The sequence below is a fragment of the Micromonospora noduli genome (assembly GCF_003264475.1).
Classification (GTDB): Bacteria; Actinomycetota; Actinomycetes; order Mycobacteriales; family Micromonosporaceae; genus Micromonospora; species Micromonospora noduli.
The window spans coordinates 799,017-824,455 of sequence record NZ_PYAC01000001.1; the positions used below are offsets into that span (position 1 = coordinate 799,017).

Here is a 25,439-nt window from a genome sequence, read left to right on the forward strand (position 1 = left end):
CTCCCGTGCGCCCCTATAGTGAGTTCCATTATGAGACTTACTGCATTCTGGCGGTGGTGGGTCGCCGGCACGACCAGCCAACTCGGCTCGGCGGTCGGCACACTGGCCCTACCGCTGACCGCGTTGACAGTGCTCCACGCGTCGGCCTTCGAGATGGGTCTGATCACGGCGGCGAGCTATCTGGCGTACCTTCTGATCAGCCTGCCGGCGGGCGTGATCGTGCAGCGCCTGCCGCTGCGCGGCATGCAGGTCGCCCTGGATCTGGTCCGGGCCCTCGCCATCGCGTCGGCCCCGCTGGCCTGGTGGTTCGACATGCTGACGGTGGCCCAGTTGATCGCGGTCGCCCTGGTGGTGAGCTTCGCCAACGTGCTGTTCGACGTGGCGAACCAGACCTTCCTGCCGGAGATCGTGCCGGCCGCGCAGTTGCAGGCCCGCAACAGCCTCACCTCCGGCACGCACGCCGCCAACGCGCTGGGCGGGCCATCCCTGGGCGGTCTCGCGGTGCAGTTGCTGGGCGCGGTGCCGACGCTGTTCGTGGACGCCGTCAGCTACCTGCTCTCCGCCACGTTGCTGCGCACCCTGCCGGCCCGGCGGGTGCAGCGACCGGCCGAGCGGCCGCCGATGATCACGATGATCCGCGAGGGCTGGCACTTCGTGCTCCGGCATCCGATCATCGGACCGGCCATGTGGGACGCCACCGCGACGAACTTCGTCAACGGCGCCATGCTCGCCCTGTTCCCGTTCTACCTGATGCGTGAGCTGCACGCATCGCCGCTCATGGTCGGGCTGTTGATCGCCGCCGACGGCCTCGGCGCGCTCATCGGCGCGGCGTTGACGACCCGCTTCACCGATCGGTTCGGCACCGCACGCGGCCTGATCATCGCGGCCTTCGTCGGTGTGGCCGGCGCGCTCATCATCCCGCTGGGCACCGGCACCACCGCGTTCCTGGCCTTCGCCCTCGGAAACGTCATCTTCGCGAGTTCCACTGTGGTGCTCAGCGTGACCACCCGCACCTACCGGATGCTCGCCAGCCCACCGGAACTGCTGTCCCGGGTGATCGCCACGGTCAAGTTCGTCTCCTGGGGTGCCATCCCGGTCGGCGGCCTGCTCGCCGGCATCCTGGCCGGGCCACTCGGTGCCCGTACCACCCTGTTGATCTTCGGGGCGCTCACCGTGCTGTCCCCGATCATCTACCTGTCGACGCCGATCCGCCGACTGCGTGACCTGCCGCTTGACCCCACGCCGACACCGACCGAAGTTCGGGTGTAAATCGACCAGGTGCACTACAGGTCCGTCCACATTGCTTGGTGCAGATATCGACGGAAGGTGTAGCCGGCCATCTGCCGGGGCAAGAACCCGCGCATGGAGGGAACGGCAGGGTGCGAGGGGCGACTGCTCGGCCAGCGGCACCGGACCGGTGAGCCGGACCGGGCAGGGCTGGCGACACCGCTGCCGACAGCCTCCGTCTGATGCGGCTGAGGCACAGCCTCCCCCCGGTGGCGCTCGGCGCGGTGGCGCTCGGCGCGGTGGCGCTCGGCGCGGTGGCGCTCGGCGCGGTGGCGCTCGGCGCGGCTCTTGGTGCCGACCCCGCCCACGCCGACACCCCATCGCCGTCGCGGCTCCCGCTGGTGGAGGTCGCCACCTCGCCGGAGGCCATCAAGGTTTCGGTGGCCGACGTGGTCGAGGTGCAGCTGACCGTCCCCCTGCCCCTGCCGACCGCTGTCGTCTCTCTGCCCGTGCCTCTACCGTCGGCGGACCCGCTACCCCTGCCGTCGACGGACCCGCTACCGCTGCCGTCGGCCGTTGCGGTGCCGACGCCGTCGGCCAAGCCCTCCACCGCCCGGCCAAGTCGGCCGGCCGGTACCCCGTCGTCGTTGCCGCAGACCCCACCGGCACCATCCGCCTCGGCTTCCCCGGGAGCACGGGTGGCCTCGCCGCCATCGCCGGCACCGTCGACGCGCGTACCGGCGACGGTGTCCCGGGGGGGCGCTGGCGGCACGTCCGATGGCCGGGCGTCGGAGCAGGCACGGGCGACGATGACCGCCGTCACCGGACAGCGGCCCAACCCGCCCGCCCGTCCCGCGCCGGGGCCACCGGCGTTCGTGCTGGCGCTCGCGTCGACACCGACCGGTGTCGGCACCGGCGGCGCTGATTCACCCACGTCGACAGCCGCAGCATCGCCGCCCACCTCGCCGCTGCGCCCGGGGCTCACCGTCACCGCCGTCGACAGGCGCGCTACCAGCCGTCCCGTCGAACGGGGTCCTCCCCCGCCCCGACAACTCCTGATCACCCACTCGCGTCCACGACGTTGATCAGGAGAGGTTCATGGAAATCGCCGTAATCTGGATTCCCGCCCACATCGAGCCGTCGGAGCCCGCCGTCGCGAGGTGTCTCAGCCACCTTCGCCGACACTCCTACCGATTCGCAGGAATCATGCGGGCCTCGTGGGAGACCGTCGAGCAGACGATGATCGACGGAGAGGTGGATGTCGTCGTCATCGCCGACTTCGCCCACCTCCCCCCGGATCGGTCCCCCCGGATCGAGCTGGCCAACTCCCCCGACGGCGACGCGGACGAGGACCGAACGGTTCCAGACACGCAGCTCGACTGACACCACGAAGCGCCCCGTCCGATATGGACGGGGCGCTTCGGTCACGCGCCGGCAACCGGCCGGCTGCGTCCGCAACGGCTGGATCGCCATGTCGATGTGCTGTTGGGCGATATACCTCAGAGGCATATATATGACTCCTAGGTATATCGCTCAATATGGCATCCGCTCCGGCCGAGGTGACCAACGGTCACCGCCGACCGCCGGCTGCGCCCACCGCAACCCCCTGGGTCAGGCAGCGACGGCCGCCCGGACGTCGTCGTCGGCGGCGCGCAGCCGGGCCGCGGCCTCCTCGGCGGTGCAGTTCGCCAACAGCAGCACGATGGCGGTCTTGGCGTGCCCGTGCGCCGCCGCGAGCGCCCGCGCCGCCGTGTCGAGGTCGGTGTCGGCGGCCTCGGCGACAATCCGCCGTGCCCGGTCGACGAGCTTCTCGTTTGTGGCGTTCATGTCCACCATCAGGTTGCCGTAGACCTTGCCGAGCCGGGCCATCGTGGCTGTCGAGAGCATGTTGCAGACCAGCTTCTCGGCGGTGCCGGCCTTGAGCCGGGTGGAGCCGGTGAGCACCTCGGGGCCGGTGGGCACCTCGATGGCGACGTCGGCGTGCCGGCTGGTCACCGCGTCGGTGTTGCAGGCCACCGAGACGGTCGCCGCGCCCAGCGCGCGGGCGTGATCCAACCCACCCACCACGTACGGGGTACGGCCGCTGGCGGCGAGACCGACCACCGTGTCGCGGGCGGTCAGGCCCACTGCGTCGAGGTCGGCGACGGCGCGGGTCGGGTCGTCCTCCGCGCCCTCGACGGCGACGCCGAAGGCTCGTGCCCCGCCGGCGAGCAGACCGATGACCCGCTCGGGCGTCGTACCGAAGGTGGGTGGGATCTCGACGGCGTCGAGCATGCCGATCCGGCCGCTGGTGCCCGCGCCGAGGTAGATCAGCCGTCCGCCCTGACGGAGCGACGCCACGATGACGTCGACGGCGGCGGCGATGTCCGGCACGGCCCGTCGGACGGCGTCGGCGACCGTCTGGTCCTCGTCGTTCATCGCGAGAAGCAACTCGGTGGGAGACATCCGGTCGAGGTCGCCGGTCTTGTCGTTGCGGGTCTCGGTGCCGAGGGTGCTGAGGTCCACGGGGTGCTCGTTCCTCTCGCTGGTGTGCAGTCGCCGGCCAGCGGGGAGAGGCCAGGCCGAGGGCGCAGCTGCGAACAGTCCCCGTATCAGCAGGCTGAAACCACAGCGTAACCAGCCCGCACGGGCGGTGGCAAAAAGTTTCGCGTTACTCTCGGCTAACGTCACTTATTGACAACCGCTGGTAGGGAGCGAGCCGTGCGTCAACTCGACCTCGTTGTGATCGTGCTGTACCTCGTGGTGATCGCCTACGTCGGACTACGCCTGTCCGGTAAACAGAAGTCCGCCAAGGACTACTTCGTGGGCGAGGGTCGACTGCCCTGGTGGACCGTCTCGTTCTCCGTGGTCGCCACCGAGACCAGCGTCCTGACCGTGATCAGTGTTCCCGGCGGCGCCTACAGCGGTCAGGGCTTCGGCAACGTCGAGCTGGCCATGGGCTACGTCATCGGTCGGGTCGTCGTGGCCGCAGTGCTCATCCCGCTGTACAAGCGGGGTGGGTTCGTCAGCGCCTACCAGTACCTCGGTGAGCGGTTTGGCCTGAAACTTCAGGGGCTGGCGTCGGTGACGTTCGTCTTCACCCGCCTGCTCGCCGAGGGTGTGCGGCTGTTCGCCTCGGCCATCCCCATCAAGCTTCTTCTCGACGAGTTCGGGCTGAATGTCGGCTACCAGGCCATCATCATCGTGCTGACGCTCATCACTGTGGTCTACACCTACCTCGGTGGCATCAAGGCGGTCATCTGGACCGACGCCATCCAGATGGGGCTGTACCTGGGCGGGGCGATCCTGGCCATCGCGGTGCTCAGTCACGCCGTCGGCTTCGACGGCTACTCGCAGGCGCTGGACGCCGGCAAGTTCCAGCTCTTCGACACCAACTTCGCCCTCTCGCACGTGCTCACCAGCCCGTTCGCCCTGCCGACCGCGATCATCGGTGGCGCGATCTTCGCGATGGCCAGCCACGGATCGGACCAGCTGATCGTCCAGCGCATCCTGTCCACCCGCACGCTGCGCGAGGGGCAGAAGGCGATGATCTCCTCGGGCATCTTCGTGGTGATCCAGTTCGCCGCGTTCTCCCTGGTCGGGGCGCTGCTGTGGTCGTACAACAAGGGTCAGACCTTCAAGGAACTCGGCCTGGCCAGCAGCGACAACCTCTACCCGAGCTTCATCCTGCACGCCCTGCCGGTGGGCATCTCGGGTCTGCTGGTGGCCGGCATCCTCGGCGCCGCGATGGGCTCGTTGTCCTCGGCGCTGAACTCGATGTCGAACTCCACAGTCGCCGACTTCATCCACAGCTTCTTCCGCAAGGTCCCGTCCGACGACGCGATGCTGCGGCTCGCCCGGGTGATGACCCTGGTCTGGGCGGTCCTGATGGCGGTCTTCGCCTGCGCGTTCAGCTCCAGCACCGGAAACGTCTACCTGACCGGTTTGACCATCGCCGGCTACACCTACGGGGCGTTGCTCGGTGCCTTCCTGCTCGGCCGTCTCGTCAAGCGGGCCAACCAGGTCGACGCGGTGATCGCCTTCCTGGTCACCGTGGCGGTGATGACCTACATCGTCCGCTACGTCAAGATCGATGTGACGACGGCCGGGACGACCACCGCCACCGCCATCGCCGCGCAGTGGCTGGTCCCGATCGGCGTCCTGATCACCCTGGTCGTCGGCGCGGTGTCCAGCCGGTTCCACCCGGCCCCGGAGACTCCGTATGACCATGGACGTACCGACGAGGTCGACGACGACGCGGCGGCGGCGCCCGCCGGCCGCGCGTGAAGGAGGACGTGATGCGCGTGATCGGCCTGATGTCCGGAACCTCCTACGACGGCATCGAAGCCGCCGCAGCCGAGTTCGAGCTGAGCGGCGACACGGTGCGGATACGACCGCTGGGCCGGCTCAGCCACCAGTACTCCGACGAGTTGCGCACGCAGATCGCCGCGGCCCTGCCGCCCGCGGCGACCACCACCGAGGCGATCTGCGTGCTGGACACCGGCATCGGCCAGGCCTTCGCCGAGGCCGGCGTGCGGGCCCTCGCCCAGCTGTGCGACGGCGAGGCCGACCTGGTGGTCTCGCACGGGCAGACCATGCACCACTGGGTCGAGGCCGGCACGGTTCGGGGCACTCTCCAGCTGGGTCAGCCGGCCTGGATCGCGGAGGCCACCGGCCTCCCGGTCGTGGCCGACCTGCGCGGCCGCGACGTGGCCGCCGGCGGCCAGGGCGCTCCCCTGGTCGCCCTCTTCGACGCGCTGCTGCTGGGTGGCCTGCCCGGCGTCCCGGCCGCGCTGAACCTGGGCGGCATCGCCAACATCACCGTCGTCGCTCCCGACGCGGACCCGCTCGCCTTCGACACCGGTCCGGCGAACGCGCTCCTCGACGCCGCCGCGCGCCACTTCAGCGGGGGCACCGAGGAGTACGACCGGGACGGGCGCGGGGCGGCCGCCGGGCAGGTGAACCCGGAGCTGCTGCGGCGGCTGCTCGACGAGCCGTACTACCGGCTGCCCGGCCCGAAGAGCACCGGGAAGGAGCTGTTCCATCTGCCCTACCTGCTCGCCGCCCTCGCCGACGCGCCCACACCGGACCCGCAGGACGTGTTGGCCACGCTCACCCGGCTGACGGCGGTCACTGTGGCCGGCGCCTGCCGCGATCACGGCGTCACCCGGCTCGTCGTCTCCGGCGGCGGCGCACACAACCCGACGCTGATGCGCATGATCGCCGATGAGCTGCCCGGCGTCGAGCTGTCCTCCAGCGACGACCTGGGCATCGTGTCGGACGCCAAGGAGGCGCTGGCCTTCGCGCTGCTCGGCTACCTGACCGTGCACGGGCTGCCGGGCACCCTGCCCTCGGGCACCGGCGCGCGACACGCCTCCGTGCTCGGCAGCATCACCCCCGGCCGGCAGCCGCTGCGGCTGCCGGCTCCGGCCAGCACCGCTCCCCGCCGACTGCTGATCGCCGGCCGTCCCGCCGTGCCGCCGGTGGCCGGCTGAACCCGCTCCCGGGAGGATCCGCCGATGAGACCCGTCGTACCCGTACCGCCGCCGACCGCGGCCGGCGCCCGCGCCCGCGCCGTCGCCGAACTGCTGCGCGCGCGCCTCGATGATCCGAGCCGGGCCAGCGCCGAGCTGCCCCGAAGGCTGGCGGCGGCACACGACGCCTCGCCGTACCTGTTCGAGCCGCAGGCAGTGGTTCGCGCCGCCTCGGCCGCCGAGGTGGGGGCGTTGATGGCCGGTGCCCGCGAGGCCGGTGTGCCGCTGACCCTGCGCGGCGGCGGCACCAGCCTCGCCGGGCAGGCCGGCGGCGCGGGCGTGCTGGTCGACGTCCGCACCGACTGGCGGCACGCCGAGGTCCTCGACGACGGACGCCGCATCCGGCTCCAGCCGGGCCTGACCATCCGGCAGGCCAACGCCCGGCTGGCCCGCTACCGACGCCGGCTCGGCCCGGACCCGGCCAGCGAGGCCGCCTGCACTGTGGGCGGCATGGTGGCAAACAATTCCAGCGGGATGACCTGCGGCACCACCGACAACGCGTACCGGACCATGGAGTCGCTGCGCTTCGTGCTCCCGTCCGGCACCGTCGTCGACTCGGGCGCCCGCGACGCCGACGACCGGCTGCGGGCCGACGAGCCCGAGCTGCACGCCGGGCTGCTGCGCCTGCGCGACCGGGTGCGATCGACGCCGGGTTCGCGCGCCACCATCGAGCGGCTGTTCGCTATGAAGAACACCATGGGGTACGGGCTGAACTCGCTGCTCGACCACAGCACCCCGGTCGAGATGCTCGCCCACCTGATGATCGGCAGCGAGGGCACGCTCGGCTTCGTGGCCGAGGCGGTCTTCCGTACCGTCGAGATCCACGACCACGCCGCCACCGGCCTGCTGATCCTGCCCGGTCTCACCGACGCCACCGACGCGCTGCCGGCCCTGCTCGCCGCCGGCGCCCGTACCGCCGAACTGCTCGACGCGGCCGCGCTGCGGGTCAGTCAGCGCGACCCGGGTGCGAGCCCGGCCCTGCGCGGGCTGACGGTCACCGGCCACGCCGCGCTGCTGGTGGAGTTCGCCGAGGACAGCGCGGAGCAGTTGGCCGCGACGCTGGCCGACGCCCGGCCCGTACTCGACCGGCTGCGGGCCGTCACCGGCACCGAGCTGACCCGCGACCCGCGCGAACGGGCCAACCTCTGGCACCTGCGCAAGGGCCTCTACACCGCTGTCGCCGGGGCCCGCCCGCCCGGCACCACGGCCCTGCTGGAGGACGTCGCGGTGCCGATGCCGCGCCTGACCGGCACCTGCGACGGGCTGATCCGTCTGTTCGACAGGCACGGCTACCCGGACGCGGTGATCTTCGGACACGCCCGGGACGGCAACCTGCACTTCATGCTGACCCAGTCCTTCGACACAGCGGCCGAGATCGACCGCTACGCCCGGTTCACCGACGACATGGTCGACCTGGTGCTCGCCGAGGGCGGGACACTCAAGGCGGAGCACGGCACCGGCCGGGCCATGGCGCCCTTCGTCCGCCGGCAGTACGGCGACGAGCTGTACGACGTGATGCGCGAACTCAAGCGGTTGTGCGACCCGAGCGGCCTGCTCAACCCCGGTGTGCTGCTCAACGACGACCCGACAGTGCACCTGCGGCAGCTCAAGGCCGTCCCGACGGTCGACCCTGAGCTGGACGCCTGCGTCGAGTGTGGCTACTGCGAGCCGGTCTGCCCCACCGCCGACGTCACCACCACGCCCCGGCAGCGCATCGTCCTGCAACGGCAGATCGCCCTCGCCACCGCCGCCGGCGACGAGGAGCGCCGGCGGGAGCTGACCGCCGACTACGAGTACGCCGCGGTGGACAGTTGCGCCGCGGACAGCCTCTGCGTCACCGCCTGCCCGGTCGGCATCGACACCGGGGCGGCGATGAAACGGCTACGCGCCGAGCGGCACACCCCTCGCGCCCAGCGCACCGCCCGCACTGCCGCCCGGCACTGGCAGGCCGCCGTGACGGGCGTCCGGGCGGGACTGACCGCCGCGCACGCCGTGCCGACGCCGGTGACCCGCGCCGCCACCAAGGCGATCCGTGGGCTCGGCGCCACCGAACTCGTGCCGCTGTGGAGCGACGACATGCCGCGCGCCGGCGCACCCCGCCCCACCCCGCGCAGCGCGTCGGACGCCCGGGCGGTGTTCTTCGCGGCCTGCGTCGGCAGCCTCTTCGCACCCGAGGACGGCTCGTCCGGCGGTTCCGCAGCGGCGTTCCTGCGCCTCTGCGAACTGGCGGGGGTGCCGCTCGTCGTACCGACCGGCACGGCGGGCCTGTGCTGCGGAACCCCGTGGCAGTCCAAGGGTTACCCCGCCGGCCACCGTGAGATGGCCGAGCGGACGCTGGCCGCGCTCTGGGTGGCCAGCGACGAGGGTCGCCTGCCCGTCGTGTGCGACGCGTCATCGTGCACGCACGGACTGACGCAGCTGACCGCCGCGCTGGCCGAGGAGGACCGGGCACGGTACGGCGCGCTGCGCTTCGTCGACAGCGTGACCTTCACCGCCGAGCACCTCCTGCCGGTGCTGCCGCAGCCCCGGCGACTGGGCTCGCTGGCCCTGCACCCCACCTGCTCCACAGTGCACCTGGGCGGCGTCGACGACCTGCGCGCGGTGGCCGGGGCGGTCGCCCACACCGTCACCGTGCCGGACAGTTGGGGGTGCTGCGCCTTCGCCGGTGACCGGGGGCTGCTGCACCCCGAGGTCACGGCCGGCGCCACCGCGGCGCAGGCCGCCGAGATCAATCAGCGCGACCACGACGCGTACGCCTCCTGCAACCGCACCTGCGAGATGGGCATGAGCCGGGCCACCGGCCAGCCGTACCGGCACGTGCTCGAGGTGCTCGTCGAGGCGGTCGAGCCGCCGGCGTAGCCGGTGCCGTACCCATGAGCGCGCCGCCCGCCGCAGAGCTGCGGCGGGCGGCGCGGTTGGTGCGGTTGGTGCGGTACCTCAGGAGAGCGCGATGTCGCGGTAGTAGTAGCGCAGGATCGCCTGGTAGTTCTTGCCCTCGTTGGCGAGATCACGCGAGCCGTACTGCGACATCCAGTCCCCGTCCACCCAACCACTGCATGCGGTCGTCGTCGCGCAGTAGTGCGCCCGCAGGATGTTGCCGCTGCGGGTCATCCGGGCCGACCACGTACGGTCCACCGCCGCGGACGTAGACGAGACCGCCGACGACGGCCGGTAGACCTGGTCGCCGGTGTCGTCACGAACGTCGTAGCACTGTCCGCCGGACGTTTTCCGGGTCGAGTGCAGGGCCCAGTACCAGCCGTAGCTCTTGACGGCCATCGCACCGGCGTCCAGCGAGGCGGCCGGCCAGCTCGTGATCCACTCGTTGGGGAGGACGTTCTTGACGTACGTCTTGAAGTCGACCCGGTCGACGCGCCCGAGACCGACCCGGTAGACGAGGATGGTGCTGGGCAATTTGCTGTTGGTGCCGTCGGTGCTACAGCCCGTCGGCCCGCTCAGCAACTCGTGCGAGGCGTTGTTGTTCTTGAGCGTGGCGTTGAGGTTGCCCTTCGTCCCGGCCGCGAAGTCCTGGGTCGCACCGGCGAAGTTGCTGTTGAAGTAGACCCGCACTGTCTTGTCGGTGCGGTTCCACACCGACGCGGCGTTGTTCTTCACGCACAGGCCCTTGCCGCTGCCCGCACTCTTGAAGTCGTAGCAGGTCGGCTGGGTCGTACCGTAGTCGTCCAGTGAGTCGGTGAAGTCGGAGACCGAGCCGGCCTGGTTGCTGTTGTAGTAGTAACAGAACTCGCCGCTGTCGCAGGTTCCGTCCCGTGCCGCCGCCGCTGCCGGCGACGCGACACTCAGGATGGAGGTGGACATGGCGAGGACGGCGCCGACGACGGCGAGGCCCTTGCGGATATTCATGGCGTCCTACTTCTCGTTGTAGCCCTGGGAGTTCCAGAACGAAGTCGGGTCGGCGTTGTCCAGGGTGGGGTCGCCGACGCTGACGGCGGCGTGGGTCTGCCGGCCGGCCCGGACCTCGACGTGGGTGTGCGCGCCCGAGCTGGAGGACACCCCGTGCCACGACTCATCGGCGATGATCTCGCCCTTGCTGATGGCGTCGCCCACGCTCACCCCGGACTTCGGCGCGGTGTGCAGGTAGATCACCGACTTGTTGAGCGAAGAGTTGTAGACGGAGATCGTGGACAGGCCGCCGCTGCCGGTGTTGCCCCGCGCGACGTAGATGACCGTTCCGGAGACCAGGGCGCGCACGTCCGAGCCGACGCTGCGGGCGATGTCGATGCCCTCGTGCCGGCCGGGCGTGGTGGTGTAACCGTCGAAGGCGCAGGTGACAGTGCCACCGCTGGCCTGGTACAGGGCGTACGACAGGTTCGTGCGGGTCGACGGCGAGAACTGGTGCGAGGCGTTGTTGTTCTTCAGCGTGGCGTTGAGGTTGCCCTTGGCACCGGCCGCGAAGTCCTGGTAAGAACCGGCGTAGCCGCTGTTGTAGTAGACGCGTACGGTCTTGGTGCTGCGGTTCCAGACCGAGGCGGCCTCGTTCTTGATGCACAGGCCCTTGCCAGCGCCAGCGCCCTTGAAGTCGTAGCACGAGGGCTGCTCGGTGCCGTAGTCGTCGAGCGAACCGGTGAAGTCCGAGATCGACCCGGCGTTGTCGCTGTTGTAGTAGTAGCAGAATTCGCCGCTGTCGCAGACCCCGTCTCGGGCCGCCGCCGACGCGGGTGATGCGACGCTGAGGATAGAGGTGGTCGCGGCCAGCGCGACGCCGACGGCGGCGAGGCTCTTACGGATGTTCATGGTGTCCTTTCAGAAACGGTGAGGGGGTGCGGGTCACTGCCCGCGCTGGTACTGCTCCCAGGTCTTGATCGGGACCCGGGGGCCGTCGTCCGGTCCCTGGTTGGCCAGGCCGTTCATGCCGAGGTAGTAGTCGCCGACCTGGTGCTGCGCCTGGCTGGACAGGTCCGTGTCGTTGATCGCCGTGGCGTGGATGTGCCACGGCCAGTCGCCCTGATTCGGGTTACGGACCCAGGCCGCGAAGCCGACCTGGCGCAGGGCCCGGGCGACGGCGGTGCGCTTGGCAGCGGTCATGCCGGTGACGGCGATGTCCACCACACCCCCGCCGTCGTGCGTACCGGCCGAGGTGGGGTCGCCGCCCGGGTTGTACGAGCCCTGGTCGAGCACCAGGGTGTAGCCGAGCAGACGCTGCGTCTCGGCCAACATGGCCTGCGTACGGGCGTTGACGACGTACCCGTCACGTGAAACCTTCCCGCCCGGGCCGATCGGGTTGCCGACCGTGTAGCGGTTCTGCCCGAGCCTCGTCAGCGACGTCGTGCCGGGCAGCCCGTTCGCGGCAAGCCCGGTGTAGCCGAGCGAGCGTTGGTACGCCGCGTACGCCGAGACCGTCTGGGTGCCGAAGTAGCCGTCGACCCACTGCGCGTTGAGCAGGTTCTGGGCCTGGAGCGCCTGCTCGACGGCGAGTACGGAGTTCTTCGCGCCCAGTGTCAGGGTGTTGTCCGCCCGGCGGGGGTCGATCTGGGCGGCCAGGACGGTGGCTTCCATGTCCACGACCGGCCGCGCGGCCGTGGTGACGGTTCGCTGCGCTGTGGCGCCGGATGTCGCGGCCCACGCGTGGGCCGGAACCCCGACGGCCACGCAGAGCGCGGCGAGCCCGACGGATAACCAGGGACGGCGCACTGTCGATCCTCCTCGCAGTTGGTGAGTCGTTCGGAACGGACATCACCTTGCGAGAAACGGCCTGCTGTTCGGTACCCCTACTGTCCTGTCAGATCCGTCAGGCCGTCCCCGACCTCGATGGATGTGCTGTTGTCAGCTTTGGTGGCACCCGGGACTGACATTGAGCGATCGCCGCTCTTACACCGGCCAGGGCGACCGGGGGGCGCACTCAGGCGGTGACGGTGACCATGAAGTACACCGGCCGGCGGGTGGGAAAGAACTCCTGCCCGTTCTCGTCGACCATCTTCCAGCTCACCCAGCACTTCCCGGGACGGCTCGGCGCGGTGACCTCGACACTGATCATCACCTGCTCGTCGGGCGGTGTGTCACCGATCGCCACCCGGTCCGGCACCCGGCAGCCGTCGGCATCGGCGGTGGGGTTGGTGCGGGCGAGGAAGCGGTTGTGCCAGGCGACCTTCCCCACGTTCTTGAGGGCCCACACCTTGACGAACTGGGAGTTCACCCGCACCCGGGTGCCGTCGGGGATGGTGACGTCGGAGATGAACTTGCTGGAGTCGCCGGGGATCAGCGAATCCGAGAACGCTGAGGCCGACGGCGACACCGACGGTGCGGACGACGCCGCCACCGCGCCGGAGTCGTCCCGTGACGACCGGCCGCGGACGACGACGCCCAGGACGGCGACCATCGCCACCACCAGGAGCACCGCGGCTGCGGCGAGCCATGGCAGCCGGGGCCGCCGTGCGCCCGCGACGTCCTCGTCGGTCGGCGGATAGTCAGTGCTCCGCAGCGCGTTCCGCTCCTCAGGCGACGGCAGGGGGACGACGGACACGACGGGCCCGTGGGTCTCCGGGGCGTCGGTCCCGGTGTCGGGTTCCATTCCACCCGTGGTGATCGGGATGTCGGCGCCGGTCGGGGAATCGGTACTGACCGGCGCGGCATCGCCATCCGCGATGCCGTGGACCGTCCCGGGGCGCTGCGCGTCCTCCCAGCGACGCCGCCACTGGACCTCGTCCGCCTCGCAGGCTCTGACGAACTCCCGCACGGTCTCCCAGGAAGGGAACCTGGTCCCGGCAGCGGCCTCGTGCAGGGTGGTGTGCGAGATCCGACCCGACCGCCCAGCCATCTTGCGGAACGACGGGTCACCGGCGGCGGTCCGCAGGGCGCGTAGCTGTTCGGCGAACCTCTCGGCGGCCTGTCTGTCCTGAGTCGACTGAGCGGCGGCACGCTGGTCCTTCATCACTCCCCCATGTCAGACGACGTTGTCAGGCGTTGTCAGAGCGTGTCAGAGGGTACCGAACGGGCTCGGTCGCCATCAATGTGGTGCATCGACGACACCGGGCCCCACAATTCCGGTGCATTGAAGGAGGTCACCGATGAAGAAGCTTTCCCGCCGTGGCGTACGCATCCTCGCGGCCGCCGGTCTGGCTGTGCCCGCGGCGCTGACGTTCGCCGGACCCGCGCACGCCGAGACCAACCCGCGCTGCGTCGACTCGGTGCAGATCGGCGCCACGGCGTACGTCACTGTCGGCGGTCAGACCGCGGCATCGGTCAAGCAGTACAAGGGCTGCGGCAAGAACTACGCCTACACGTACGTGTGGCAGCAGTACCGGGCAAGCCACGGTTCGTACCAGGTCTGCACCTCCATCGTGACCGGAAGCACGCTGCGCGACCTGCAGTGTTCCAGTGGTCCGGAGGTCTGGTCCCTGGGCGCCAACACGCTGTCGGTGTGCACCCGGGCCCTCGGCGGCATCTCGGACGTGGCGCAGAAGGAGACCGAGGTGCGCTGCTGACCCGACAGGGTCGACGTTTTCCCAGGCGGGGCGCTGGCACGGCCAGCGCCCCGCTTCGTTCCGATCCTCGCGTCAGGGGCAGGGTGTCCGCGCGCAAACGTCGACGACCTTGCCGGTTAGCAGGAAGACCGCTTTCTGTTTCTGGGCTCCGGCCTGGGCGCGGGGGAACTCGTGCGGATCGTCGCCGTACTCCGGTCCGGCGGGGGCGAGGTTCGTCGGCGGCGGCGCGTAGGCCGCGCCGCTGTTCCAGATCACGATCGCCGAGCCGGTGTACGGGTAGCGGCGGATCGGCGTGATGCCCCAGTACGGCCGCACGTCCAGTGACCAGCCGTCGGCGAGCGCGGGGGTGTGCAGGCGCGCGCCGATGGTGCGCGCCTGCACCTCCGCCGCGGCCGGCGAGACCTGTTGGTCGCCGAAGGCAACGTGCATCAGCACCTGGTGCGCCGGGGTGCGCGGTAGTGGCCGGCCGGTCATGTGCTGGGCGTACCCGTTGGCCTCGGAGCGGTCCCACAACATCTGCAGCAGCGCGAGGACCAGTTGTTGGTCGACCTTGTCCGGGTACCAGCCGTCGAGCACGGTCTGGAACGGTGCGAAGTCCACGCTGCGTTGCAGCAGTGTGGAGTAGTTCATCGCCGGTACGCCGAGCACCGACCGGGTCCAGTCCTGGGCGATGGCGGTGAGGGCACCTCCGTTGATGCCGCCCTGGCTGTTGCCGTCGTAGTGCAGCCCGCCGACGCGATTGATCAGCGGCCGGGCGGTGGCGTCCCGGAACGCCGGGTGGGCGGCGAACCCAGCCGGGTGGATCATCGCGCGACCCAGGAAGAGGAAGTTCAGGAAGCTCTGCTGCAGCCGGTCCGCCACCGCGGGGAAGACACTGAGGTCGGTGAAGGCGTTGGCCACAAAGGGAACGTCAGCGGCGGCCATGCCGATCCAGCTGGTCGCGCAGAAGGTGAAGTTGTGGGTGTTCGACATCGTCCTGACGTTGCCGGCGTTGATCTCGGTCGGTCGACCGAGCAGTCCGTGGCCGTAGAGCGAGAGGTGGGCGGGGCGCGCGGCCGAGGCGCTGCGCGGGATGTTGCAGACGAAGTCCGCCGCCACCGTCGCGCCCGACGGCGTGGGCAGAGCGTTCGGCGTGGGCGGCGTCCCGGCGCCGCCGGCCGGCCCGTAGTGCAGGCGGGAGCCGGGCCCTCCGTCGCCGGTCAGATAGGACGGTACGCCGATGGTGCCGGCGACCTGCCGGGCGATCAACGGATCCTGCTCCGGTGAATAGTCCGTCACCTGGGTGACGGTGACCGGCGGCGCGGCCCGGCCCAGGTCGGCGAACGCGTCGTCCCGGACCGCCAACATCCGCCCGGTCAGCCCGTGCCGGCTGGCCACTGTGAAGTCCCAGGCCAGGTAGAGGCTGTGCCGCTTGACGCCGGTCCGGCTCAGCTCGGCGACGATCCGCCTCAGTTGCGGCCCCCGAGCGTCCCGCTGCCTGCGGCCAGCGCCGGTCACGTACGCCGTGAACGCCTTCGGCGCCGGAATCAACGCCCCGTTGCCGTCCCGCAGACCGCGCAACCCGACGACGTAGCGGGTGCCCTCGGTCAGCGCCACCGCCGGTCGGATGATCAGCAGCTGCCGGTCGGGCTGGCCGGCGGCGTGCGCGTCCAACTCGGCCCAGTACGGCGTGCGCTCACCGGTCCGGGTGTTGAGCAGGACGATCGGCGCGTTCGGCGCCAGCGAGCGGCCGATGTCGGTGACCGGCGCGATCCCGCTCGCCGCGGCGTCGAGGCCCGGTACGCGCACCAGGATCGGTGAGCCCGGGCTGAACCCGTCCTGCCGGTTCCACTCCGTCGGGTCGATCGGGGTTCCCTGCACGTTGGCGGGCATCGCGGCGGCGGCGAACCGCACCCGCTTGCCGGTGGGGCTGCTCCGGTCCGGCACGGTGAAGTGGTCGTTCGGGAACGGCAGCAGGCAGGCGGCCGGGTCGATCGGGTCGCAGGACGGGTGCCCGGTCGGTGCGGGAGTCGTTGGCGGTGCGGCGGGCGCCGCCGTGCCGAGCAGGACGGCGCCTGCTGTCACCAGCACGGACACGGCCAGACGGAGCCCTCTGGAGGTGGTCACACGCATCTCCTTCGACGCTGGACGGCGGATCGATGGGTGGTGTTCTTCCTACGCTTGTGAAAGAAGCTCAGCAAGCATCGATGTCCCCGCCCACACCCGCTCCTGGGCGGGGCCGCAGCAGCACGCCACCCGCGATGCCCGCGACAACCGGGAAGGCGGCCACCATCAGCAGTTGAGCACTCGCTGGCAGATCGGTGGTGAGGCCTAGGAGGCCGACGCCGATCGCCGAGGCGGCCACCTTCAGTCCGGCGCCGATGGTGAAGACCTGTGTACGGATCGCCTCGGCGGCCAGGTGACTCCGGGCCAGGAACAGCGCCGCCGCGAACGGTCCGGTGAAGAGCCCCGACAGCGCGAACAGTGCGGCGGCCGGGGGCAGGGAGTGCACCGCGGCGGCGAACGCGAGGGGTACACCGACCGCGACCATGGCCCAGACCGCCACGCGGGGCGCGTGGGACGCCGGCATCGGACGCCATGCCCAGAGCAGTGATCCCACGAACGCGCCGCCGGCGGTCACGCCGAGGAGCAACCCAGCTCGGCTGGGTTCGTGCGCAGCCGCAGCGAGGGTGGTGGCGACGACAGCCATACCGCCGAGGCCCAGTTGGCCGAAGCTGGTGGCAAGTGTGATCGTTCGCAGGGCCGGGTTCCGCACGATCGCGCGGGCACCCTGGAACAGGTCGACCGCTCGGGTCTGCTCCGCTGCCGCACCGGAGGCGGGCAGGCGCAGGAACGCGACGCCGAGCGCGCCGAGCCCGCCGGCGACCGCGAGCGCGAGGGTGGAGGTGCCCGGGCTGGCGGAGGCCGCCACCAGCCCCACCGTCGCCGGCCCGACCATGCCGGCAACGTTGTAGGACAACGAGTCCAGCGCGAAGGCACGAGCCTCGTGCCCGGGGCCGGCCAGTGCGGCCAGTTGGCTGGTCAGCCCGCCGGTCACCGCGGGCCCGCAGCATCCCGCTATCGCGAGGACGAGATAGGTCTGCCACAGCGGCGCATGACCGAGCAGGGCGACCGGGGCCGCGAGGGCGCCGGCGAAGACGGCGATTGCGGCGGCGAGCACGGCTGCTGGCCGTCGCGACCGGTCGACCAGCCCGCCGACCAGGGGCGCGGCCACGACGTGTGGGAGGAGCAGGGTCGCGACCAACGTCCCGCCGACGGCGGCGCTACCCGTCCGGTCCAGGGCGAAGATCACCAGCGCGACGCGTGCGCCTTCGTCAGCGGTACGGGCCAGCAGCGCCGCGACCAGGTAGTGGGTCAGCCGAGCGCCGTCGCGGCGGGTACCGGGGTCCAGTTCCGTCACCTGTTCGACCGGTGATGACATCGCTTCACTCTTGCACCGCGTCGCGTCACCGGTCAATATGGTGACGTGAGGTTCGAGTTCATCGCCGATCGGCCCGTACTGGACTTCCTTCCCACCGTCGCCGAGCGCGGCCACGCGGACGTCGAGCAGCTGACCGCGCCAACAGACTTCGCGGAATGGGCAGTCCAGGCCGGCATCGTCGAGCGAGCGCCTGATGTGGACGAAGCCGGCCTGCGGCACGTCAAGGCACTCCGAGAGGCGATGTTCCGCCTGGTCCAAGCTCTGATCGACGGCACCGAGGCGGCCACGACAGACCGTGAGCTGGTGAATGGGGCCGCCGCCGGGCCGCTACCTACACTGCGCCTTGACGTCGACGGGGTGCACCGCAACGGCGACCTGAACTCCGTCCTGACGGCCCTCGCCCGCGACTGCTTGGAGTTGCATGCCAGCGACGACCGTCTTGCCCTCCGCTGGTGCGCCGACGAACACTGCACCCGAGCGTTCGTCGACCGGTCGCGGGGCGCACGGCGGCGCTGGTGCGGCATGCGCGGCTGTGGAGACCGTGCCAAGGCCGCCGCGTACCGCCAGCGACGGCGGACAACGATCCTGTGAGAGCAACAGACTGCCGGTCCGTGGCCGGCAGCCTGATAGTGCTCTGGCTGCTGACCACCGACCGCAGCAACGACGACTCACGGAAAGGTCAGTCGGTGATCACCGGCCAGGCGTAGGCGAGCAGGGCGCAGGCGGCACCCAGAAGCGCGAGCGAGACACCCCTCGTGGGCAGCGGCAGAGCAGCGAGCACGATCAGGATGACGGCGACAACGTAGAGAAATGCCTGGACCGACATGGTGCTCTCCTCGATCAGGGGTAGCGGGCGGCTGACGTCATCCGCGGGATGCCCCCGGGGGTGATCTCGGAAACCTCCTGCGGATCACGGTTCGGCCCACAGTGGTACGTGTGGCTCGCCCCGTGCAGTCCCTACGTCTGAAGAAGAAGCGCTTCGGCACCCACCGGTCGAAAACCCGCCGCCTGGAAGGCGCGCACGCTGCGCGCATTGCCGGCGGCCTGCTGGGCCCAGACCGGCTGGCCGTCGGGCACCAGGTGCCGGGCGGCCGTCGCCAGCGCCCGCCCCAGCCCTCGGTGGCGACGCTCGTCGTCGACCTCGATCGCCGCCTCCCAACGCCCGGCCACCCCGCGTCCGAGCACGACCACTCCACCCTCGGCGCCCCAGACGCGGATGTCGTCACGACGCCGACGCGACCTGACCTCGCGAGGATGATCGGCGTCCGTCAGCTCAGCCAGGTGCAATGGAGGTGGCCCGTCAAGGCAACTCGCCACGGTCAGCAGGTCGATCGTGTCCATGGAGCGCCGGGTGCGGTCGAGCAGCGCACCCAGGAAACGCGGATTCATCGTGGCCGCCAGGGGATCGCAGTCGAGGGTGGCCAGCGTACGTCGTACCCACTGGAGGTCTTCGTCGGTGAACACCACCGAGTGTCCGGTGAAGGCGATGACTCCGGCGTCGCGGCGGCTCGGCTGTGGCACCACTGTGGTCCCGCCGTCTGGTGGCGGATAGCGCCCGTGCGCCGCCGCGTCCAGGATGTCGGCCAACGTGCGGTCCATGGTCGCCTCTCCCCCGGTCCCCGACGCGCGGCTGCCGACGGCGGACGCGGCAATGCGCTCCGCCCCTTGCCACCGCGCGGGCCAGACAGTGTCCAGACATCCTCCCGCGTGAGGTGAGCAGCTGTGGGCCCGCCGTGTCGTGAAGGAGGTCACTGACGAGCAAGGGTGTGACCCGACTTCCGGGCCACACCCTTGACACATTCACTGATCTGGACGGGCACCGCTGACGGTCCCCGGCCGCGACCCGGAAGGGTCAGCAGCCGATCCGGCTGGACCCGACCGCGATGTCGTCGTACCAGAGGGTGTCGGCTCCGCCGCCGTAGCTCTCCCAGCCCAGCTTCAGATCGGTGAGCTGCGGTCGCCAGGTGCGGTTGTACCACTGGCCGTCGATGTCGTGCGTCGGTGCGCCGTCCGCTGTCAGCCCGGGGATGGCGGCGCCGTCCACCCAGGTACGCAGCTGACCGGCCGCGCCGTCCACCATGAACTCAACGCAGGTCCACCGGTTGGTGGGTAACGGCAGGCTCTGCGCCACCCCGGCCGGGCTCTGCTCGGGCAGGGTCGCGTCGTCGGAGGCCCGGTTCCACTGCAACGCGCCGTTCTGGCCACCCAACCGCAGGTCCTTGTTGCCGTCGGCGGCGTCGGCCATCGCCATCATCGTGGTGTGTTCGGTGGGCTGGGCGGTGGTGTGCCGGACCCAGACCCGGCCGTATCGGACGTTGCCCACGCTGGCGAGGTTCTTCGTGGACCTGATGAAAACGTGGTTGCAGTACCCGGCCGCGCCGTTGATCCGGACCGACCGGCTGCCGCTGTGCGTGGTCGCCGTGTCGATGGTGGCGGTACCGGCGCCGGAACAGTCCGGGCTCACCACGGCCCAGTCACCGGAGGGCGTCGAACCGGTCTGGCCCTCGAAGCCGTCGCAGAGCACCGCGCCGGCACACCCGGTCGGCGGCTCGGTGGTGGGCGGCGGGGTGGTCGGCGGAGGCGTGGTGGGCGGCGGGGTGGTCGGCGGTGGCGTCGTCGGCGGCGGAGTGGTCGGCGGCGGGGTGGCGCCGTTGCACGGCACGCCGTTCAGGCCGAACCCGGTCGGCGCACCACCGCTGGAGCCGTACGTGCCCTGCAACCCGAACTCGGTGGAGCCGCCGGCCGGGATGCTGCCGTTGTACGACGCGTTGCGGGCGGTCACCGTCGATCCGGACTGGCTGACCGTGGCGTTCCAGCCGCTGGTGACCCGCTCGTCCCCGGCGTACGTCCAGGTGACGGTCCAACTGGAGACGGCCGCGTCCCCCGGGGAGACCTTGACGGTGGCGGTGAATCCGCCGGGCCACTGATTGGGCGTGTAGTCGACCCGGCAACCCTGGGCGGCTGCGGCCGGGCCACTGAGCACTGCCGCTCCGGTTGTGGTCGCGGCGGCGGCCAGCGCGGCGACGACCACCAGGGTCGCGGCGGGGCGGGCACGGAAAATCGTCATGAAGGGTCCTTCTGCCATCGAGCTGAGCGGAGACGGCACGGCGGCGCGTCCTGGACGGACGCGGCGCGACAACGTGCCCTGGATGCGGCGCGGCGGTGCGCCACAGCGACCGGTCGCGCGTACGACCGAAATGCCCGGCTCGGGGTGGACCTGTCAGCCGCCGACGGCCCGGTCCCCCGGACCCCGGCGACGCCCACCCTCAATCTATTGATACACGACTATCTAATCAAGCGTCGGCGGCGCTCTCCCGCCGCGTCGATCATGCAGTTTCAGTTGTCGACATAGATTGAATGCCCCTTATGTCGGGACAGCAAGTGCAAGATCGACGAGCAAGGGACAGGAAAAGAATGCCCCGGCCCGTGTCGATCCGCGGGCCGCCCGTTCGACGTGGGGATGCTGGGGCCGGGAGACGGCCCCGTCGGACGAGGAGAACGCGATGTCGAAGTACATGTTGATCATGCGGGGCACCGATGAGACGAACGCGGCCATGATGGCCAACCTCGACGAGATAATGGCCTCCACCCGCCAGTTCATCGAGGACATGATGAAGGCCGACGTTCTCGTCGCGGCCGAAGGGCTGGACGATCCGCGCCAGGGCGTCGTGGTCGACTTCGGTGGAGAGGCACCGGTGGTCACCGACGGTCCGTACGGCGAGACCAGGGAGTTGTTCGGCGGCTACTTCCTGCTCGATGTCGCCACGAAACAGGAGGCGGTCGAGTGGGCCAGGCGGGTCCCGGCGGTCCGCGGGTCCAAGATCGAGGTCCGGCGGGTGGCCGAGGCCGACGAGGTCCCGCAGGGCGGCGAGAGCAACGGCCAGGTCTGATGGGTACGGCCGACGTCGAGGCCGTCTGGCGGATCGAGTCGGCGCGGATCGTGGCCGCGCTGACCCGGTTCACCGGTGATTTCGGGCTGGCCGAGGACGCCGCCCAGGAGGCGGTGGCCGAGGCGCTGGTCTCCTGGCCGCGTGCCTCTCCGGCCAATCCGGCCGGGTGGCTGATGGCCACGGCCCGACGGCGGGCGATCGACGCGATCCGCCGCCGGGTCGCCCTCCAGGAGCGATACGCCCTGTTGGCGGCCGATCCCGCGCTCGATCAGGAGATCGACCCCGACCGGATCGACGACGACGTGCTGGCGCTGATGTTCGTCAGCTGCCACCCGGTGCTCTCCCGCGAGGCGCGGGTGGCGCTGACCCTGCGGGTGGTCGGCGGCCTGTCCACCGAGGAGATCGCCCGCGCGTTCCTGGTGCCGGTGCCGACCGTGCAGGCCCGCATCACCCGGGGCAAGAAGGCGATCGCAGCGGCCGGGGTGCCGTTCGAGCTCCCGCCGGCCGGCGAGCGCCGGGAGCGGCTGGGCGGTGTCCTCAGCGTCCTCTACGTGATCTTCACGGAGGGTTCGACGGCCACGTCGGGCGACCGGCTGCTGCGCCCCGACGTGGCGTACGAGGCGATCCGGCTGGCCCGCACACTTGCCGCGCTACAGCCGGACGAGCCGGAGGTGCACGGCCTGCTCGCCCTGTGCGAACTGACGGCCGCGCGCTTCCCGGCCCGGACCGACCCGGACGGCACCCCGATCCTCCTTGAGGACCAGGACCGCCGGCTGTGGGACTTCCCGGCGATCCGCCGTGGGCTGACCGCGCTGGCCAGGGCATCGCAGCGCGGCCTCGGCCCCTACGGTCTACAGGCCGCGATCGCGGCCACGCACGCGTCGGCACCCTCGGTCGAGGAGACCGACTGGGCCCGGATCGTCCGGCTCTACGAGACGCTCGGCCGGGTCGCGCCCTCGCCGGTGGTCGAACTCAACCGAGCCGTCGCCGTCGCCATGGCCTCGGGTCCGGCGCCAGCCCTGGCCATCGTGGACGAGCTGATCGCCTCCAACCGGCTCCCCGGGTCGCACCTCGTCCCGACCGTACGCGGCGAGCTGCTGACCCGCCTCGGCCGGCTTCCGGAGGCGCGTGCCGAACTGGAACTGGCCGCGCGGCTCTGCGCCAATCAGCGCGAACGCGAGGTGCTGCTCGGCAAGGCGGCCGCGCTGAGCTGACTGCTCCAACACCGCTGGCCGAATCCCGAAGGCCGCTCGTCCGCCCGTGGTCGCAGGCTCAGATCTGCGTTCTCGCCTGCTCGATGTGCCGGGCGATGGCGTGCGCGCCGTGCGTACGTGCGATGGCGTGCGCCTCGTCGAGGATGGCGAGCGCGTCCGCGCCGCGATCCTGGGCGGCGGCAATGTAGGCCAGTCCGATCATGTTGGAGGCCACGCCCGCCAGCGCTCCGACCTCCCGGCGCAGCCGGGTCGACTCCTCCAGCCGCTCGCGTGCCTCGTCCAGCCGGCCGGCGGCGTGCGCCGCGATGCCCAGGTGCCGGAGCGCCTCCGACCGGGTCGGCTTGTCGCCGGTCTGCGCCGCCAGCCGGCAGGACCGCTCCAGGTACGGAACCGCGGTTTCGTCGTCACGTCGGATGAACTGGTGCAGACAACCGATCCAGAACAACGCCTCGGCCTCCCCGCGCGGGTCGCCCAGTGCCCGGTACAGCTCGAGCGCACGCTCGAACAGCGGCAGCTCGGCGGGATCCTCGGTAGGCGACGAGCCCTCGTCGGCGGGCGCGCTCTGAAACCGGGCGTGCAGGATCATCCCCCGCGCCAACGCCGCATCGGCCTCGACGGCGTGCAGACCCTGCTCGGCGTCTCTCAGCCCGCTGGTGTCGCCGCCGAACACCGCCCGTTCATAGATCTCTCGGGCCCGTACGATCCGATCGTCGGTGCTCATCCTCGCCCCCGCTGGCATCGCCGCTACCGTCCTAGGTCCGGCAGCCTAATCGGCAGACCGCCGGGCCGGCCCGCCCGAACACCAGATCAGGAAGCATGCAACCCCCGGGCGGGAGGGCCGCGTCGTACGGCCGTGACAGTCAGCGCAGAGAACAGACCCGTGCTGGTCGCCGGAGAGGACAGACCCCGGTGAGGCGGGCCGACGAGACAGATTTCCACGACTTCGTCGCGGGCCGGATGGATCGCTGGCGGCGCAGCGCGTTCCTGCTCTGCCAGGACTGGCACACCGCCGACGACGTCGTGTCGGTGACCGTGGCAAAGCTCTACCGGAACTGGCGCACGGCGGGTCGGGCGGATAATCGTGACGCGTACGCCCAGCGGGTCCTGACCCGCACCTGGCTCGACGAGCGGCGCCGGCCCTGGAAGCGGCGCGAACAGGCGAGCGCGACGCTGCCGGACGTGCCCGTGGCGGGCCCGGAGACGGTCACCGACCGCGAAGGACTCGCCGCGTTGCTGCGCTCCCTCGGCCCCAAGCAGCGGGCGGTGCTCGTGCTCCGCTACTACCTGGACTGTTCGGTGGAGGAAACCGCGCAGATCCTCGGCATCTCCACCGGCACCGTCAAGAGTCAGTCGGCACGTGGGTTGGCGAACCTGCGCGCCGTCGTCACCGGCCAGTCCTGAGGAAGAGGCAGCAGATGGGTCACCAGTTGTTCGACGAGTTGATCGGGACGCCACCGCCGCCCCGGGTGGACGTGGAGGGCATCGTCCGGCGCGAGCGGCGCGCGAGCCGCGCCCGACTGGTCGGCGGTCCGCTGGCCGCTGTCCTGGCGGTGGCGGTCGGCGTCGGTGTCGCCGTACACGATCAGGAGCCCGGTCGGCCGCTTACCGCGCCCTCCCCCACGGCCCCGGACACCGGGTTCCGTCTGGTTTTCGATACCGACGAGAGCGCCGAGGCCAGCGCGGAGCGCCTTGGCGCGGAGTTCGATGCCGCGCTACGTGCGGTGGCGCCCGGGTCGAGGTGGTTCTGGATTCCCGACCACGTGGGCGAGGCCCGCCAGCCGGACGGGCGGCCGCCGGTGTTCACCCACAACGGCCGCGACGACATGGTCGGCGGCGGATCCGGTGTGTCGTATCGGGGACGGAAGGGCCCGCTGGGGGTGTCCATTTTTCCCGACGTTCTCGATCCGGCGGCGACCGGCCGCCCCGTCGACCCCTCGGCGCCCGAGGGGCCTGCCGGATTCCACTGGCCGTGCGAGCTGCCGGAGGGTGCGGGAGACAACCGCTACCACCGGGTCTGTGTGGCGGGGACGACCCCCGGCGGCCTCCGGATGAAGACCGAGACGCTGACCGGGAAGCGGACCGCGAGCGTGCAGCACATCGTCTCGATCCAACTACCTGGCAACCGGGCGCTCAGCGCGAGCGTCAGCAACATGGTGGGGGTCGACGAGCAGGCCGTCGCCGCACAGCCGGAGCCCCCGCTCTCCGCCGAGCAGCTCAGGGCCGTCGCGGTACGGGTCGCCGAGCGGATCAGGGCCTGACGGTCGGGATAATCAGAGGGGATCAATTTTCTGAGCTGGAGGTCCCCCATGCGCGTCATCCGCATTCTGCCCAACCTTCCGGTGGCTGACGTCGGCGCCGCGAAGGGCTTCTACACCGACTTTCTCGGTCTGAGCACCGAGGCATTCAATCTGGGTTGGGTGGCCCGCTACACCTCACCCGACCCCGACGTGGCCGTGCAGCTCGTCTCCGGCGACGCGACAGCACCCGAGGATTCGGTCATCAGCGTGCAGGTGGATGACGTGGACGGCGCCTACGCCGAGGCACAGCGGCTCGGCTACGAGATCGTGCACCCGCTGACCACCGAGCCGTGGGGTGTGCGCAGGTTCTTCGTCCGCGCCCCGGACGGCAACGTCATCAACGTGGCGGCTCACCGCTCCTGAGGTGATCTCGACAATCCCGAGGGATTGACCCTCACAGACGTCCAATGTTAACTGCACATCAACGATGTGGATCGA

24 protein-coding genes are annotated in these 25,439 nt (G+C 70.8%); 13 read left to right on the top strand and 11 right to left on the bottom strand.

What is annotated here, in order from left to right:
* Positions 1–30 precede the first annotated feature (30 nt).
* From MED15_RS03385 to MED15_RS03395, 3 genes are all read left to right on the top strand, one after another.
* Positions 31–1,269, top strand: a complete 1,239-nt coding sequence (locus tag MED15_RS03385) for an MFS transporter (protein ID WP_112727096.1) — start codon at positions 31–33, stop codon at positions 1,267–1,269.
* Positions 1,270–1,469: 200 nt separating this feature from the next.
* Entirely contained in the window at positions 1,470–2,312 is an 843-nt protein-coding gene (locus MED15_RS03390; protein ID WP_112734762.1) for a hypothetical protein, read from the top strand.
* 13 nt (positions 2,313–2,325) lie between these two features.
* The gene (locus MED15_RS03395; protein WP_112583538.1) at positions 2,326–2,610 is read left to right on the top strand and encodes a hypothetical protein; all 285 of its coding nucleotides are present in this window, start codon (positions 2,326–2,328) and stop codon (positions 2,608–2,610) included.
* A 228-nt stretch (positions 2,611–2,838) separates the two neighbouring features.
* Here MED15_RS03395 and murQ read toward each other — a convergent pair whose 3' ends face one another.
* Positions 2,839–3,732, bottom strand: coding sequence for an N-acetylmuramic acid 6-phosphate etherase (gene murQ, locus MED15_RS03400; RefSeq protein ID WP_112583537.1), 894 nt, complete (start codon positions 3,730–3,732; stop codon positions 2,839–2,841).
* Between the two features lie 195 nt (positions 3,733–3,927).
* On the opposite strand from murQ, the gene MED15_RS03405 reads away from it, so the two are divergent.
* Genes MED15_RS03405 through MED15_RS03415 form a run of 3 tightly spaced genes read left to right on the top strand, consistent with a single transcriptional unit; the run spans position 3,928 to position 9,599 of the window.
* On the top strand, positions 3,928–5,493 hold the full coding sequence (locus tag MED15_RS03405; RefSeq protein WP_112727094.1) for a sodium:solute symporter: 1,566 nt from the start codon (positions 3,928–3,930) through the stop codon (positions 5,491–5,493).
* A gap of 11 nt (positions 5,494–5,504) precedes the next feature.
* Positions 5,505–6,701 carry an anhydro-N-acetylmuramic acid kinase gene (locus tag MED15_RS03410; RefSeq protein WP_112734937.1) on the top strand — a complete coding sequence of 399 codons (1,197 nt, stop codon included), beginning with the start codon at positions 5,505–5,507 and terminating at the stop codon, positions 6,699–6,701.
* 24 nt (positions 6,702–6,725) lie between these two features.
* Entirely contained in the window at positions 6,726–9,599 is a 2,874-nt protein-coding gene (locus MED15_RS03415) for an FAD-binding and (Fe-S)-binding domain-containing protein (protein ID WP_112734763.1), read from the top strand.
* A gap of 78 nt (positions 9,600–9,677) precedes the next feature.
* Here MED15_RS03415 and MED15_RS03420 read toward each other — a convergent pair whose 3' ends face one another.
* The 4 genes from MED15_RS03420 to MED15_RS03435 form a co-directional block, all read right to left on the bottom strand.
* Positions 9,678–10,601 carry a peptidase inhibitor family I36 protein gene (locus MED15_RS03420; RefSeq protein WP_112734764.1) on the bottom strand — a complete coding sequence of 308 codons (924 nt, stop codon included), beginning with the start codon at positions 10,599–10,601 and terminating at the stop codon, positions 9,678–9,680.
* Positions 10,602–10,607: 6 nt separating this feature from the next.
* Positions 10,608–11,492 carry a peptidase inhibitor family I36 protein gene (locus tag MED15_RS03425; RefSeq protein WP_112733153.1) on the bottom strand — a complete coding sequence of 295 codons (885 nt, stop codon included), beginning with the start codon at positions 11,490–11,492 and terminating at the stop codon, positions 10,608–10,610.
* A gap of 33 nt (positions 11,493–11,525) precedes the next feature.
* Positions 11,526–12,389 (bottom strand): peptidoglycan-binding domain-containing protein, encoded by an 864-nt coding sequence (locus MED15_RS03430; RefSeq protein ID WP_112734765.1) that lies wholly within the window; start codon positions 12,387–12,389, stop codon positions 11,526–11,528.
* Between the two features lie 208 nt (positions 12,390–12,597).
* Positions 12,598–13,626 carry an NBR1-Ig-like domain-containing protein gene (locus MED15_RS03435; RefSeq protein ID WP_112583531.1) on the bottom strand — a complete coding sequence of 343 codons (1,029 nt, stop codon included), beginning with the start codon at positions 13,624–13,626 and terminating at the stop codon, positions 12,598–12,600.
* 136 nt (positions 13,627–13,762) lie between these two features.
* Between MED15_RS03435 and MED15_RS03440 the strand changes: the two genes are divergently transcribed.
* Positions 13,763–14,179, top strand: a complete 417-nt coding sequence (locus MED15_RS03440) for a hypothetical protein (RefSeq protein ID WP_112583530.1) — start codon at positions 13,763–13,765, stop codon at positions 14,177–14,179.
* Positions 14,180–14,251: 72 nt separating this feature from the next.
* Here MED15_RS03440 and MED15_RS03445 read toward each other — a convergent pair whose 3' ends face one another.
* Positions 14,252–16,285: a hypothetical protein gene (locus MED15_RS03445; protein WP_112734938.1), complete on the bottom strand. Its 2,034-nt coding sequence runs from the start codon at positions 16,283–16,285 to the stop codon at positions 14,252–14,254.
* Between the two features lie 67 nt (positions 16,286–16,352).
* Positions 16,353–17,600 carry an MFS transporter gene (locus MED15_RS03450; RefSeq protein WP_112734766.1) on the bottom strand — a complete coding sequence of 416 codons (1,248 nt, stop codon included), beginning with the start codon at positions 17,598–17,600 and terminating at the stop codon, positions 16,353–16,355.
* A gap of 45 nt (positions 17,601–17,645) precedes the next feature.
* Between MED15_RS03450 and MED15_RS03455 the strand changes: the two genes are divergently transcribed.
* Complete coding sequence (locus tag MED15_RS03455) at positions 17,646–18,191, top strand: CGNR zinc finger domain-containing protein (RefSeq protein WP_112583528.1); 546 nt, start codon at positions 17,646–17,648, stop codon at positions 18,189–18,191.
* Between the two features lie 88 nt (positions 18,192–18,279).
* On the opposite strand, the gene MED15_RS33350 is transcribed toward MED15_RS03455, so the two are convergent.
* From MED15_RS33350 to MED15_RS03465, 3 genes are all read right to left on the bottom strand, one after another.
* Entirely contained in the window at positions 18,280–18,426 is a 147-nt protein-coding gene (locus MED15_RS33350) for a hypothetical protein (RefSeq protein WP_167337290.1), read from the bottom strand.
* A gap of 131 nt (positions 18,427–18,557) precedes the next feature.
* On the bottom strand, positions 18,558–19,199 hold the full coding sequence (locus MED15_RS03460) for a GNAT family N-acetyltransferase (protein WP_112734767.1): 642 nt from the start codon (positions 19,197–19,199) through the stop codon (positions 18,558–18,560).
* A 253-nt stretch (positions 19,200–19,452) separates the two neighbouring features.
* Complete coding sequence (locus tag MED15_RS03465; RefSeq protein WP_112734768.1) at positions 19,453–20,667, bottom strand: cellulose-binding domain-containing protein; 1,215 nt, start codon at positions 20,665–20,667, stop codon at positions 19,453–19,455.
* A gap of 436 nt (positions 20,668–21,103) precedes the next feature.
* Here MED15_RS03465 and MED15_RS03470 point away from each other — a divergent pair, with 436 nt between their 5' ends.
* Both MED15_RS03470 and MED15_RS03475 read left to right on the top strand, forming a co-directional pair.
* Positions 21,104–21,490: a YciI family protein gene (locus MED15_RS03470; protein WP_112603132.1), complete on the top strand. Its 387-nt coding sequence runs from the start codon at positions 21,104–21,106 to the stop codon at positions 21,488–21,490.
* Positions 21,490–22,704, top strand: coding sequence for an RNA polymerase sigma factor (locus MED15_RS03475; protein ID WP_112734769.1), 1,215 nt, complete (start codon positions 21,490–21,492; stop codon positions 22,702–22,704). Before MED15_RS03470 ends, MED15_RS03475 begins: the two co-directional genes overlap by 1 nt.
* Before the next feature lie 58 nt (positions 22,705–22,762).
* Here the strand turns inward: MED15_RS03475 and MED15_RS03480 are convergent, their stop codons facing one another.
* Positions 22,763–23,425 (bottom strand): tetratricopeptide repeat protein, encoded by a 663-nt coding sequence (locus MED15_RS03480; RefSeq protein ID WP_112734770.1) that lies wholly within the window; start codon positions 23,423–23,425, stop codon positions 22,763–22,765.
* A 188-nt stretch (positions 23,426–23,613) separates the two neighbouring features.
* Between MED15_RS03480 and MED15_RS03485 the strand changes: the two genes are divergently transcribed.
* The 3 genes from MED15_RS03485 to MED15_RS03495 are packed head-to-tail and all read left to right on the top strand — an operon-like array spanning position 23,614 to position 25,364.
* Positions 23,614–24,105 carry a SigE family RNA polymerase sigma factor gene (locus MED15_RS03485; RefSeq protein WP_225855188.1) on the top strand — a complete coding sequence of 164 codons (492 nt, stop codon included), beginning with the start codon at positions 23,614–23,616 and terminating at the stop codon, positions 24,103–24,105.
* Positions 24,106–24,119: 14 nt separating this feature from the next.
* Positions 24,120–24,962 (top strand): hypothetical protein, encoded by an 843-nt coding sequence (locus MED15_RS03490; RefSeq protein WP_112734772.1) that lies wholly within the window; start codon positions 24,120–24,122, stop codon positions 24,960–24,962.
* Positions 24,963–25,010: 48 nt separating this feature from the next.
* On the top strand, positions 25,011–25,364 hold the full coding sequence (locus MED15_RS03495) for a VOC family protein (RefSeq protein WP_091399869.1): 354 nt from the start codon (positions 25,011–25,013) through the stop codon (positions 25,362–25,364).
* Positions 25,365–25,439 lie beyond the last annotated feature (75 nt).